The 13,509-nt window shown below is 69.3% G+C and carries 10 protein-coding genes; 4 read left to right on the forward strand and 6 right to left on the reverse strand.

Annotation, left to right across the window (positions count from 1 at the left end; translation table 11 throughout):
- Positions 1 to 3: 3 nt before the first annotated feature.
- Positions 4 to 711 carry a Flp pilus assembly protein CpaB gene (gene cpaB / locus OHA03_RS09035; protein WP_267002547.1) on the reverse strand — a complete coding sequence of 236 codons (708 nt, stop codon included), beginning with the start codon at positions 709 to 711 and terminating at the stop codon, positions 4 to 6.
- 154 nt (positions 712 to 865) lie between these two features.
- Positions 866 to 1,732 (reverse strand): hypothetical protein, encoded by an 867-nt coding sequence (locus tag OHA03_RS09040; protein ID WP_267002549.1) that lies wholly within the window; start codon positions 1,730 to 1,732, stop codon positions 866 to 868.
- 726 nt (positions 1,733 to 2,458) lie between these two features.
- On the opposite strand from OHA03_RS09040, the gene OHA03_RS09045 reads away from it, so the two are divergent.
- Both OHA03_RS09045 and OHA03_RS09050 read left to right on the forward strand, forming a co-directional pair.
- Positions 2,459 to 4,120 carry a chitinase gene (locus tag OHA03_RS09045; RefSeq protein ID WP_267007982.1) on the forward strand — a complete coding sequence of 554 codons (1,662 nt, stop codon included), beginning with the start codon at positions 2,459 to 2,461 and terminating at the stop codon, positions 4,118 to 4,120.
- 211 nt (positions 4,121 to 4,331) lie between these two features.
- Positions 4,332 to 6,281 carry a protein kinase gene (locus tag OHA03_RS09050; RefSeq protein ID WP_267002551.1) on the forward strand — a complete coding sequence of 650 codons (1,950 nt, stop codon included), beginning with the start codon at positions 4,332 to 4,334 and terminating at the stop codon, positions 6,279 to 6,281.
- Positions 6,282 to 6,294: 13 nt separating this feature from the next.
- Here the strand turns inward: OHA03_RS09050 and OHA03_RS09055 are convergent, their stop codons facing one another.
- From OHA03_RS09055 to OHA03_RS09070, 4 genes are all read right to left on the reverse strand, one after another.
- A complete protein-coding gene (locus OHA03_RS09055; RefSeq protein WP_267002553.1) occupies positions 6,295 to 7,770 on the reverse strand; it encodes a GntP family permease in 1,476 nt (491 codons plus the stop codon).
- 135 nt (positions 7,771 to 7,905) lie between these two features.
- Positions 7,906 to 8,316, reverse strand: coding sequence for a RidA family protein (locus OHA03_RS09060; protein ID WP_030914824.1), 411 nt, complete (start codon positions 8,314 to 8,316; stop codon positions 7,906 to 7,908).
- Positions 8,317 to 8,322: 6 nt separating this feature from the next.
- The gene (locus OHA03_RS09065; protein WP_267002558.1) at positions 8,323 to 9,087 is read right to left on the reverse strand and encodes an IclR family transcriptional regulator; all 765 of its coding nucleotides are present in this window, start codon (positions 9,085 to 9,087) and stop codon (positions 8,323 to 8,325) included.
- Entirely contained in the window at positions 9,084 to 10,172 is a 1,089-nt protein-coding gene (locus tag OHA03_RS09070; RefSeq protein WP_267002560.1) for a sugar kinase, read from the reverse strand. Before OHA03_RS09070 ends, OHA03_RS09065 begins: the two co-directional genes overlap by 4 nt.
- Positions 10,173 to 10,310: 138 nt before the next feature.
- On the opposite strand from OHA03_RS09070, the gene OHA03_RS09075 reads away from it, so the two are divergent.
- Together OHA03_RS09075 and OHA03_RS09080 are read left to right on the forward strand one after the other, a co-directional pair.
- Positions 10,311 to 11,615, forward strand: a complete 1,305-nt coding sequence (locus OHA03_RS09075; protein WP_267002562.1) for an alanine racemase — start codon at positions 10,311 to 10,313, stop codon at positions 11,613 to 11,615.
- Positions 11,616 to 11,824: 209 nt separating this feature from the next.
- Positions 11,825 to 13,438 (forward strand): amidohydrolase family protein, encoded by a 1,614-nt coding sequence (locus OHA03_RS09080; protein ID WP_267002564.1) that lies wholly within the window; start codon positions 11,825 to 11,827, stop codon positions 13,436 to 13,438.
- Positions 13,439 to 13,509: the final 71 nt, after the last annotated feature.

Consider the following 13,509-nt stretch of genomic DNA (forward strand, 5'->3'; position numbering starts at 1 on the left):
TCCTCACTTGTCCTTGTCGAGCGTGTAGGTGCGGTCGCCCGGTCGGATGGTGCTGTCGCTGCCGGAGGCCAGGAGCGCGAGGCGTACGTGCTCCGCGAAGGACTCGGCGTAGGCGATGCGCTGGGTGTCGAGCGTGTTGAGCGCGAACGTGATGGGGACGGCCTCGGTGCCCATGTTCGTCTTGGCGTCCCGGCCCGGCTCCAGGGCGGTCAGCTTGCCGACGTCCAGCACCTTGGCGTTGGAGACGATGACCTTCGACTGGGACGGGGCGCCGTCCTGCTCGCCGGCGAACGTGGCGTAGATGTTGACCGTCGAACCGGGAGTGATCTTGCCGGCGACGCCGGTGGCGGCGTCGATCATGATGGCGATCTCCTGCTCACCGGGCTGCAGTTCGGGACTCTTCTGCATCATGTCCGACTGGAGCAGCGAGCCCTTGCGCAGCTGTGTGACGGCGATCTTTCCGTTGACCTCGGAGAGGTCGGTCACGGCGTTGGTCGACAGCCAGCGCTTCGGCATCTTGATCTTCTCGAACTGTCCGGAGGACAGCGCCGTGTAGGGGGCGATGTCGGACTTCAGCTGGTAGGCCGACACCTCGGGGCCGACCTTCGAGTTGACATCACTGATCACCGAGAGCACGCCGGCGAAGGCGCCGAAGGCGCACAGGACCGACAGGAGCAGGAGTATCACGCCGCGGCGCTGGCGGGAGTTCATGGGCCGGACAACCTCGTTCGTATCGGATGCGTGGGGCAGCGGACAGAAGGATGCGCGGTGGCTGGGCGTACGTCGGGAAGTCGGTCGGGATTCGCGTACGGGACCGTTCCCGTACCACGTCTGCATCTACGCGTGTTGCGGAAATGCAGGGACGTCACGACCGTGCCTGCACGGCCGCTCCCTGGTTCAGGACACTTCCGGGGTGCATTCGGTTCTCGGGTGGAGGAAGTGGTGAGGAACAGAACCCACAACGATCTCCGATGAGTTCCATTCCGCACCAGTGGCAGTTCTCGCGCCTTACGGAGGCAACCAGTTGGTACAGAACGGAGATGTCCGGAAGATAGGCGGCAAATTCCACCAGTTTTCCGGTTCCCCACCAGCGGGAGGAGTCGGAAGGAAGAGTGGCCTCCTGAATGGCCTGGACCTTCCAGGCGGGAGCCAGAGTCTTGTGCACCCAATCCGACTGCGACTGGCCCTTGGCGATCAGCAGATGCGTTCCGAACTCCGGGCCGGACGGCGGCTCCACTGCCGGGCCGACCTTGACGAGCTGCGGGTTCGGCCCCGCGACCACGGCGAACTGGGAGCCCGGCACCCATGATTTGGCATGCGTCTTGAGACTGACCGGAACCCGGTCCAGCTTGGTGACCGAGTTCAGCAGGGCGCCCGCGTAGATGTAGTGCGGCAGCAGCCGGGCGGCGGAGGCGACCACTCCGGGACTGAAGTCGCAGATCGACAACTGGCGCAGCTGTCTTACCAGTACGGCGATTCCGAGCGGCGGAAGATCCACCTTGAGCAGGGCAATGCGATCGCTCTCCAGGACCGATCTGACGGAATGCAGTCTGCGCTCGTGGGCGACCGGAAGGCCGGCCGAGTAGACGGCGACGACATAGCCGTGCTGCTCCAGCAGCACGTGCATGTCGCTGATCGCCAGATCCATCGTCTGGTCTTCCGGAGCCTGCAACAAGGCCGCCGTAGGTGTCTGCTGGTCGGTCGGTGGTAGTACAAGATCAGCACTGGTCACTGCTATTGCGGTCGGCACGCTGGTCCCCGTTCGGCTCCGACCGCCGTCGCGCTGACGGCGGCCGCAATCGCTCCTGCTCCGTGCTTCTGCCACAGCACTTTATCCACGTCTTACCAGCCAGAGAACACCTTTCGTGGACCAGTACAGCTACATCCGGGCAACACCCTCGCGACAGGCCGGCGACAGCCGGGTACGAAATCGGGCGAAACAGAGAGTGGTTAACTCCTGTACCACTGCGGAGGGTTACCGAAACGCGTTCCGATTTTCGTTGGCCTGAATTCATTCGCGCACGTCAGAATGGATCTCGGCTACCGACGTCTCATTCCGGCGGTGCGAAATCCGTCACCGTCCGGCCACCCAGGCCGCCCCCCGCCCGCCGTCCGCCCGACTCGCCGGTGAGGGACACCGGTTGGGTCCCGGAATGTGCGCCCGCAGCGATCCGAACCCCGGCCGGCGCACTCCTGTCGCCCCCTCACCGGAACCCGTAGTCGCCAGAGGTCTTGACAACTCGATTGGTCTGGACCAGCTTTGTCGGCCAACGGTGGCCACCGTTCTTCAACGCACCTCCACGCCCCGCACGTTCACTCCCGTGTCGCATCCCCGGCACCCGCCTGCATCCCGATGCATCCCCGGCATCCCCAACTCCCCCACGGAGGCAAGCAAGTGGAACGCTCACCCGGCACCCGGCACGGCAGACGCCGCATCCGCCCGGTCCTCGGCTCCGTCATGGCCGTCGTCGCCGCAGCGGCGCTGACCGTCACCGGCCTCGCCGGCACCGCCCAGGCCGCCGACGTCAACAACGCCAAGAACGCGGGCTTCGAGTCCGGCCTCGCCAACTGGACCTGTTCCAACGGCAGCGGCACCACCGTCTCCTCCCCCGTGCACGGGGGAGCCGCGGCCCTGAAGGCGACCCCGGCCGGCCAGGACAACGCCCAGTGCACACAGACCGTGGCCGTGAAGCCCAGCTCCACGTACGCGCTCAGCGGCTGGGTGCAGGGCGGATACACGTACATCGGCGCGACCGGCACCGGTACGACCGACGTGTCGACCTGGACCCCCGACTCCAGCAGCTGGACCAAGCTCTCCACAAGCTTCACGACCGGCCCGAACACCACCTCGGTGACCGTGTATCTCCACGGCTGGTACGGGCAGGCCCCCTACCTCGCCGACGACATCTCCGTCACCGGCCCGGACGGGGGCGGCGGCGGTGACCCGGCGCCGACCGTGCCCGCCACCCCGGCCGGTCTCGCGGTGGGCTCCGTGACCGCGTCCTCCGTGGCCCTGTCCTGGAACGCGGTGTCCGGCGCGACGGGCTACAACGTCTACCAGAACGGCACCAAGGTGCAGTCGGTGAGCCGAGCCTCGGCCACCGCGACGGGACTGACCGCCTCGACCTCGTACTCCTTCCAGGTGTCCGCGACCAACGCGGCCGGTGAGTCCGCCAAGTCCGCGGCGGTGACCGGCACCACCTCGGCCACGGGTGGCGGCGGGGGCGGCGGGACCGTGCCCAAGCACGCGGTGACCGGCTACTGGCAGAACTTCAACAACGGCGCCACCGTCCAGAAGATCAGCGATGTGCCGGCCAACTACGACATCATCGCGGTCTCCTTCGCCGATGCGACCGGTACGCCGGGCGGTGTCACCTTCAACCTCGACTCGGCCGGGCTCGGCGGCTACACCGTCGACCAGTTCAAGGCCGACATCAAGGCCAAGCAGGCAGCCGGGAAGTCCGTGATCATCTCGATCGGCGGTCAGAACGGCACCGTCTCGATCAACGACGCCACCTCCGCGACGAACTTCGCGAACTCCGTCTACTCGATGATGCAGACGTACGGCTTCGACGGCGTCGACATCGACCTGGAGAACGGCCTCAACTCCACGTACATGACGCAGGCGCTCAGGTCCCTCTCGTCGAAGGCGGGCTCCAAGCTCGTCATCACGATGGCGCCGCAGACCATCGACATGCAGTCGACGTCGAACGAGTACTTCAAGACGGCGCTCAACATCAAGGACATCCTGACCGTCGTCAATATGCAGTACTACAACAGCGGTTCGATGCTCGGCTGCGACGGCAAGGTCTACTCGCAGGGCTCGGTGGACTTCCTCACCGCGCTCGCCTGCATCCAGCTGGAGGGCGGCCTCGCGCCGGCCCAGGTCGGGCTCGGACTGCCGGCCTCGACCAGTGGTGCGGGCAGCGGCTACGTCTCCCCCACGATCGTGAACAACGCCCTGGACTGCCTGGCCCGCGGCACGAACTGCGGTTCGTTCAAGCCGTCCAGCACGTACCCGGGTCTGCGCGGCGCGATGACCTGGTCGACCAACTGGGACGCCAAGTCGGGCAACGCCTGGTCGAACGCGGTGGGCCCGCACGTGCACGCCCTGCCGTAACCACCGTCCGGTACCAGTGACCAGCAGCGCCGCCGCTCCCCCGGTGGCGCTGCTGCATGTCCGCCTCCGGGCGTCGCCCCGTGGCCTCCTCATCACCCGTGATTCCCTGCCGGAAAGGGAAGTTGCGGACCTGGTACAGAGGGAGTCGTGGCACCTGCCGACCCCTCGTGGGACCCTGTTCACCGCGCGATGAAGTGACGGGGGGAGCGACATGGCGGGGGCACGGCTGGAAGGGCTGAGCGAGAGCGATCCAGCAGCACTCGGGGCAAACCGGCTGCTCGGCCGGCTGGCGTCCGGTGGCATGGGGCGGATCTACCTCGCGCTGGCCGCGGACGGGCAGCTCGTGGCGGTCAAGACGCTACTGGCCGAGGGAGAGGTCAGCGACATCGACCGGCGCCGGTTCGCCCGCGAGGTGACGCTGGCGCAACGGATCGACAGCGCGTTCACGGCACGGGTGAGGGAAGCGGACCCGGAAGCCGAGCAGCCCTGGATGGCCATCGACTACATCGCCGCGCCCGCCCTCTCCGAACTGGTCCGCGCAGCAGGGGTGTTACCCGCATCGGCCGTACGGTGGCTGGCCGCCGGAACGGCCGAGGCACTCGTCACGCTGCACCGCGAGGGCATCATCCACCGGGATGTGAAGCCGCAGAACATCCTGCTTCCCCTGACGGGTCCCCGGTTGATCGACTTCGGCATCTCACACGCCAGCGACCTCACCCGGACCAGCCTCACCCTCGGCACCATCGCCTTCACCTCGCCCGAGCAGGCACGCGGCGAGGCATCGACGGCGGCGTCCGACGTGTACTCGCTGGGCGCGACTCTCTTCCACCTCACCACGGGGCGGCCGCCGTACCGCGCCGACGGTGACACCCTCGCCCTGCTGGCACGGGTGCAGCGCGGCGAACTGGACCTCGACGGGCTTCCCAAGGAACTCGTGCCTCTCATCCGTCCCTGTCTGGCGGTACGCCCGACGGACCGTCCCGCGCCGGCGGACGTGCTGGACCAGTTCCGCCGGGCGATGGCCGGACTGCCGCTCTCGCAGAGCGGGAGCCGCTGGCTGCCGCCCCGCTGGACAGCACTGATCGAGGTGTACGAACGCCAGAGTCACGCCCTGCGACGCGGCGCGGTGGCAGGCCCGGACGACCTGACCGTCGATCAGCGAACTTCGGCGGTACCGCTTCCGGGCCGGACCCAGATGTACACCGGGGAGGCGGAGGCAGAGGCCGCCCGGGTACGGGCGCAACGCGAGCGGGACCAGGAACGCAAGAGGGAACAGCAACGCGAACAGGCCGAGAAACAGGCCGCCCGCGAGCAGGCCGCCCGGCTCATGGCCGAACGCGCCGCAGAGCAGAAACGCGCCGAGCAGCCCCGCCAGGAGCGGGCCCGCAAGCGGGCTTCCTCGTCATCGGCCCAGCAGCCGCCCTTGTCCGTGGCATCCGTCACCGGCCCGCCGGCGAAGAAGGGTTCTTCGAACGGCTGGTGGCTCATCCCGCTGATCTTCTTCGTGGTGGCGGTCTGGCGACCGTGGGAATCGGATGCCGGAAGCAGCAGCGGGGGCAGCAGCACCTCCAGCAGCAGTGGCTACACATCGTCGTCCGGCAGCAGCGGCTCGTCCTCCTCCGGCACCGTCGCGGACCCCGCCCCGACGCCCGATGCCACCGATGCCGCTTTCCGTGCCGTATCGACCGGGGACTGCCTCACGGCGTACGACGACGGCTACGACGACTGGTCGACGGCCGTGCCGCACACGGTGTCGTGCGGCGTCGCCGACGCCTACACCCGAGTGACGTCCGCGCGAAAAGGGATCAGCTTCGCGGACTGCCCGACCGGTAACGGCCGCTCGTACTGGTACCACGCGGGCTCGGTGTCGGACTTTACCGTGTCGCTCTGCGTGGAGCGCCAGTTCCGCACGGGCCAGTGCTTCGTGGCCAAGGTCAGCAACACCTCCGTCACCAAGTCGCTCCTCATGAACGTCTGGAGCTGCGACGCGGCCAAGGTCCCCTCCGGCTACAACGCGACCTTGCAGATCACTGGGTACCACCGGGCGCAGAAGAGCTATCCGCGGGGCTACTGCGCCCGGAGCCAGGGGGACCGGAACAGCTACTGGATCTACGACGTGGACGGCGGGAAGAACGTCCTGTGCACGACACAGACCGACTGAGCCCGCCGCCGCCCTAGATCACCAGGCTCAGCAGCGCCGCCACCGCGAAGCCCGCCACCGACAGGACCGTTTCCAGGACCGTCCAGGACTTCAGGGTGTCGCGTTCGGTGATGCCGAAGTACTTCGACACCATCCAGAAGCCGCCGTCGTTGACGTGCGAGGCGAAGATCGAACCCGCCGAGATGGCCATGATGATCAGCGCCAGATGCGCCTGCGACATGTCCTGGCCCTCGACCAGCGGCACGACGATGCCCGCCGTGGTGACGATCGCGACCGTCGCCGAACCCTGGGCGACGCGCAGGGCGACGGAGATCAGCCAGGCCAGCAGGATGACCGGCAGGCCGACGTCGTTGAACGTGTCGGCGAGCGCGGCCGCGATGCCGCTGCCCTTCAGGACGGCACCGAAGATGCCGCCCGCGCCGACGACCAGCAGGATGTTGCCGACCGGCTTCAGCGACGAAGTGGACACCGACTCCAGGGACTTGCGGGACCAGCCGCGCCGGATGCCGAGCAGGTAGTACGCGAGGAGCAGCGCGATCGAAAGAGCGACGAACGGGTTGCCGAAGAACTCGATGACCGAGCGGACGGTGGAGGGGTCCAGGGCGATGGAGGAGAACGTCGCGGCGAGGATCAGCACCAGCGGGGTGCCGATGATCGTCAGTACGGTGGCGAGCCCGACCGGCTCCTCGCGCGGGGAGACACCGGCGGCCCGCTGCTCGGCGACGACCGCGGCCTTCGACTCCTCGGCGGCCTCGACCATGTCCTGCGGGACCTCGACGAAGATCCGCTTTCCGATCCAGGCGGCGTAGACCCAGGCGGCGAGGACGGACGGGATGCCGACGACGGCGCCCATGAGGATGACCCAGCCGAGGGAGACGTGGAAGAGACCTGCGGCGGCGACTGGTCCCGGGTGCGGCGGCAGGAACGCGTGGGTCATCGAGAGACCGGCGAGCAGCGGCATCGCGTACAGCAGGATCGACTTGCCGGACCGCTTCGCGGCGGCGTACACGATCGGCGCGAGGACGAAGATGCCTACGTCGAAGAAGACCGGGATACCGAAGATGAGGCCGGTCAGGCCCATGGCGAGCGGGGCCCGCTTCTCACCGAAGAGGTTCAGCAGGCGGGCGCTCAACACCTCTGCTCCGCCGGAGACTTCGAGGATCGCGCCGAGCATCGTACCGAGGCCGATGATGATCGCGACGTGGCCGAGGATGCCGCCCATGCCGGACTCGATGACGGAGACGGCGGCGGATTTCTGCACCGTGCCGAACAGCTCGGTGACCGAGAGACCGGCGCCCAGGCCGACGGCTATGGAGACGACGAGCAGGGCGACGAACGGCTGCAGCCTGACCTTGATGATCAGGAAGAGGAGGAGCGCGATTCCGAGGGCGGCGACGGTCATCAGACCGGCGGTGCCGTCGATCAGGAGGAGGAGTCCACCGGTGTGGGGTGGTGTCTCGACCGGAGGTGGTGTGGCGGCGAGCAGCATGGGACGACTCCGTGGTGTGGGGGTCCTTCGGGCAGGGTGGAGCGCGGCACGGCGTCCCGGTAGTGCGGGGCGCCGTGCCGTGTGGCGTGGTGATGCGGTGCGGCAAGCGGATCAGCCGGGGATCGGTCGGCTCGTTCAGCTCAGGACGGCGAGCGCGTCGATCTCGATCAGCAGGCCCTTGGGAAGGCCGACGTAGACCGTCGTGCGGGCGGCGGGGGCCTCCTTGAGGTTCTGCTCGCCGAAGTACGCGTTGTAGATCTCGTTCATCTCCGCGAAGTGGTCCACGTCCGTGAGGTAGACGCGCATCATCATCACGTCGTCCCAGCTCGCGCCGCCCTCCTCCAGGATCGCCTTGACGTTGGCGAACGTCTGGAGGGTCTGCTCACGCAGCGTCGGGCCGGCCGGGGTGGGCGCCTGGCCCTCGACGGCGGGCAGGAAGCCGACCTGGCCGGCGACCTGGAGGATGTTCCCCTTCTTCACACCGTGCGAGAACTTGGCGGGCGGGGCGGTGTGGGTGCTGGGGGTGAGGGCGGTCTTCTCGGTCATGACGGTTCAGGCCTTCTTGGGTTGGGGGGTGGGCGTGCCGGAGTACTCCCGGGTGATGGCGTCGGCGGTGCGGCGCACCAGCGGGAGCAGGGTGAGGAGTTCCTCGGCCGTAACGACGACGTTCGGTGCGGAGACCGACATGGCGGCGACGACCCGGCCGTCCGCGCCGCGGATGGGGGCGCCGACGCAGTTGATGGACTCCTCGTGGCCGCCGAGATCGGTGGCCCAGCCCTGTTCGCGGACGGCGGCGAGCTCCTTGAGGAAGGCGCCGGCGTTCGGGATCGAACGGGACGTGTACATGGGGTAGTCGAGCTTCTCGGCGATCGCACGCCGTTCCGGCTCGGTCAGATCGGCGAGCAGCAGCTTGGCGACGGCGGCGACGGTGATCGCGACGGGCTTGCCGATCCGGGAGTACATCCTGACCGGGTAGCGGCTCTCGACCTTGTCGATGTAGAGGACCTCGTGCTCCTCGTACACCGCGAGATGGACGGTGTGCCCGCACTGTTCGTTGAGCTCGACGAGGTGGGGGTGAGCGATCTCGCGTACGTCGAGGTTCTCGACGGCCTCCTGCGCCAGGGCGAACAGGCGGGCTCCGAGGCGGTAGCGCTGGTCCTGCTGGCGGTAGACGAGCCCGTGCTCGTGGAGCGTACGGAGCAGGCGCAGCGCGGTGGACTTGTGGACGCCGAGACGGTCGGCGACCTGGCCGAGATCGGCGGGGCCCTGGGCGAGGAGCGGAAGAATGCTCAGCGCGCGGTCGACGGTCTGACTCATGGGGTGGGTACCTCCTCGGATGCCCGCTCGGCCGCTGTCCAGCCGGGGCCGAGACGAAGTGTCTCCCAGTCGGTGGCGTCGAGAGCCACCAGCCGGTCGGCGTGGGCACGTGCCGGGGGGTCGGTGAGGTCGCCGGGAACGGTGAGGACGGCGGCGGCCATCAGGTGCCCGTGCCGGACGCGGTCCCGTACGGGCAGTTCGCGGAGGGTGGCGGAGAGGAACCCGGCGGCAAAGGCGTCACCGGCGCCGACGGGGGCGACGACGTCGACCCGGAGGGCGGGGACGGTGGTGACACTCTCAGCCCCTCCGGCGTCGGAGGAGTGGGGCCCGGGGCGGGGTCCCGAAAAGACCGTCGCCCCCTCGGCCCCCCGCTTCACGACCAGCACCCCCGGCTCCGGCAGCGCCGCACGGATCGCCTCCGCGCCGCACAGCCCCCATGCCTCCTCCGCCTCGTCCTCACCGACGAAGACGAGGTCGGAGCGGCGGGCCAGGTCGAGGAGGACGGCCGGTGCGGCGTCGCCGTCGCGCCACAGCCCCGTCCGGTGGTTCACGTCGAAGGAGATCAGCGGGCGTCCGGGGCGGGGCGCGGTCAGGGAGTGGAGCAGGGACAGGCAGTCCTCGGACAGCGCCGCCGTGATCCCGGACAGGTGCAGGATGCGGCCGCATAGCGCGTCCTCGGCGGGGACGTTCGCCGGGGACATCGCCGATGCCGCGGACCCGGCCCGGTAGTACGCGACCTCGTGCGTGTCGGTCGCCCGGTCGGTCGCGGTACGGAAGTAGATGCCTGTGGGGCGTGCCGGGTCGCGCTCGACCGCCGATGTGTCGACGCCGTACCGGGAGATCGCCTCGATCAGATGGTCGCCGAACCCGTCCGCACCGACGCGGCTGACCCACTTCGCCCGGTGGCCCGACGCCGCGAGCGCGCAGGCAACATTGGACTCGGCGCCCCCGATCGCACGGCCGAAGGACGGCACGTCGGCGAGGCGGCCGGGCTGGGAGGGCAGGAACGTCACCATGGACTCGCCGAGGCAGACGACATCGCTCGTCGTGGCGGTGTGGGCCGCCCCCGCTGCGGGTCCGGGCACTCTGGGCTCCTCGATGATCAGCGTTCAGCGCCGGTTCTCACCATTGACCCGGCGTCGGCTCGGATGTTAGACAGCGTTAAGCGATATGCGCAATGACTGTTGCATATGTTGCAACGATTACTTCTTGAGGAGGCTCCCTTGGCCGCCGACCACCCGGTCACCCAGGCTGGACTCGCCGAACTCGCCGGACTTGCCGACGAACGGGTCGACCACCGCTTCAAGGCACTCCCGCCCGATGCGGAGGGCCTGACCGTCGGCGCCCTGGCCGCCGAACGCCGCAACCTCTTCACCGGCGGCTTCACCACCCCGGTCCTCGCCCTGTCCGCCGAGTCGGTCGAGCACAACCTCGCTCTCCTGGAGACGTACGCGGAACGCCACGGCCTCGCGTTCGCCCCGCACGGCAAGACCTCCATGTCCCCGCAGCTCTTCGCCGACCAGTTGAAGCGCGGCGCGTGGGGCATCACCGCGGCCGTTCCGCACCAGGCGCGGGTCTACCGGGCGTACGGCATCCAGCGGATCTTCCTCGCCAACGAGCTCGTCGACCCGGTGGCGCTGCGCTGGCTGGCCCGCGAGTTGGCGGCCGACCCGGACTTCCGCTTCGTCTGTTACGTGGACTCGGTGCGCGGTGTCGAGCTGATGGACGAGGCCCTGCGCGCCGCGGGCGCCTCCCGCCCGGTGGATGTCGTGGTGGAGCTGGGAGCGGGCGAGGGCGCCCGCACCGGTGCGCGTACCGAGGCCGACTGCGCGGCGGTCGCCGACGCGGTGGCTTCGACGGGAACCCTGCGGCTGGTGGGCGTCGCCGGCTACGAGGGCGAGGTGCCTGACGCGTCGCCGGAGCGCGTACGGGAGTGGCTGCGCCGACTCGTCGCGCTGGCGGCGGACTTCGACAAGGCGGGCCGGTTCGCCGGTGCGGACGAGATTCTGGTCAGCGCGGGCGGCAGCGCGTGGTTCGACGCGGTGGCCGAGGTCTTCGCGGAGATTCCCGAACTCTCCGTACCGGTCGTGAAGTTGCTGCGCTCCGGTGCGTACGTCTCGCACGACGACGGTCACTACCGGCGGATCACGCCGTTCAACCGGGTGTCCGAGGAGGGGACGCTGCAGCCGGCCTTCCGGCTGTGGGCGCAGGTCGTGTCGCGTCCCTCCGCCGAGCAGGCGTTCCTCAACGCGGGGAAGCGGGACGCGGCGTACGACCTCGACCTCCCGGAGGCGCAGGTGATCCGGTCCGGGCGCGACGGCTCGGTGCGGGCGGCGACGGGGGTGACGGTCACGGGGCTGTCGGACCAGCACACGTGGATGCGGACCGAGGCGGGGGCGGAGCTCGAGGTCGGCGACTGGGTGGGGATGGGTCTTTCGCATCCGTGCACATCGTTCGACAAGTGGCAGCTGATTCCGCTGGTCGAGGCGGACGGCACGGTCACGGACTACATCCGCACGTTCTTCTGATCCCTGCGGGCCGACCCCCCACCCCGCCCCTTCCCGAAACCGGGGGCGCTGCCCCGGACCCCCGCTCCTCAATCGCCGGAGGGGCTTGAAAGGCCCGCCTGCACAGGCAGACGAGCAAGGGCCGATGACCGGCCTCGCCGGCGTTCGAGGTGCAGGGTCCGGGGCGGGGTGGGGGGGAAGCGACACCGTCACCGAAAGGCTGCACAACCATGGACCTCGTCATCCGCAACGCCGGCGTCATCGACGGCACCGGCGCCCCCTCCTACCGGGCCGATGTCGGAATCGCCGAAGGCCGGATCGCCGAGATCCACCCCGAGGGCACCCCGGGGCCCCGCCCCACCGCCACCCGCACCCTCGATGCCACCGGCCTCGCCCTCTCCCCCGGTTTCATCGACATGCACGCCCACAGCGACCTGGCCCTTCTCCGCGATCCGGATCACAGCGCGAAGGCCGCCCAGGGCGTCACCCTCGAAGTCCTCGGCCAGGACGGCCTGTCGTACGCCCCGGTCGACGACCGCACCCTCACCGAGGTGCGGAAGGCGATCACCGGCTGGAACGGTGACGGTTCGGACGTCGACTTCGACTGGCGCACGGTCGGCGAATACCTGGACCGCCTCGACCGCAACTTCGGCGGCCAGGGCATCGCGGTCAACGCCGCGTACCTGATCCCGCAGGGCACGGTCCGGATGTACGCGGTCGGCTGGGACGACCGCCCGGCCACCGAGGCCGAGCTGACCCGGATGAAGGAGCTCGTGGCCCAGGGCATGACGGAGGGCGCGGTCGGCATGTCGTCCGGCCTCACCTACACCCCGGGCATGTACGCCAAGGACGCCGAACTCGCCGAACTGTGCCGGGTCGTGGCGGAGCACGGCGGCTACTACTGCCCGCACCACCGCTCGTACGGCGCGGGCGCACTCGCCGCGTACGAGGAAATGGTGCGACTCACCCTTGACGCCGGCTGCCCTCTCCATCTCGCCCACGCCACCATGAACTTCGGCGTGAACAAGGGCAGGGCCCCCGAGCTGATCGCCCTGCTGGACCGGGCCATCGCCTCGGGCGCCGACATCTCCCTCGACACCTACCCGTACACCCCGGGCTCCACGACGCTCGTCGCGATGCTGCCGAGCTGGGCGAGCGAGGGCGGACCCGAGTCGGTCCTCACGCGCCTCGCGGACGACGGGGCGGCGGAGCGGATCCGGCACCACATGGAGGTGCTCGGTTCGGACGGCTGTCACGGGGTGCCGATCGAGTGGGACACGATCGAGATCTCCGGCGTCAGCGTGCCGGAGCTCGCCGGACATGTCGGCCGTACGGTCGCCGAGTCCGCACGGATGCGCGGCGAGGAGCCCTGGGTCACCGCCCGCCGCCTGCTCGTCGACGACCGGCTCGGCACGACGATCCTCCAGCACGTGGGCCACGAGGAGAACGTCCGGCAGATCATGCGGCACCGCGTCCACACGGGCGGCAGCGACGGCATTCTCCAGGGCGACAAGCCGCACCCGCGGGCGTACGGCACATTCCCGCAGTATCTCGGCCGGTATGCAAGGGAGTTGGGCATCCTCTCGCTGGAGGAGTGCGTCGCCCACCTCACCTCGCGCCCGGCAGCCCGGCTGTGCCTGCCCGACCGGGGGTACGTACGCGAGGGCTACCGCGCCGACCTCGTCCTCTTCGACCCGGAGACGGTGGCGGCGGGCTCGACGTTCGAGGAGCCGCGCACCTTGCCGGTGGGCATCCCGCACGTCCTGATCGACGGCCGGTTCGTCATCGAGGACGGCAGGCGGACTTCCGTACTGGCCGGGCGGGCGGTCCGGTCGACGCCGTAGCCCTCCCCGTCGGCCCCGCCGTCGGCTTGCGGCTCACGATGATCCGAATCCTTCCGCCCGCTCCTCCAGCC

The organism is Streptomyces sp. NBC_00154 (assembly GCF_026342835.1).
GTDB lineage: Bacteria > Actinomycetota > Actinomycetes > Streptomycetales > Streptomycetaceae > Streptomyces.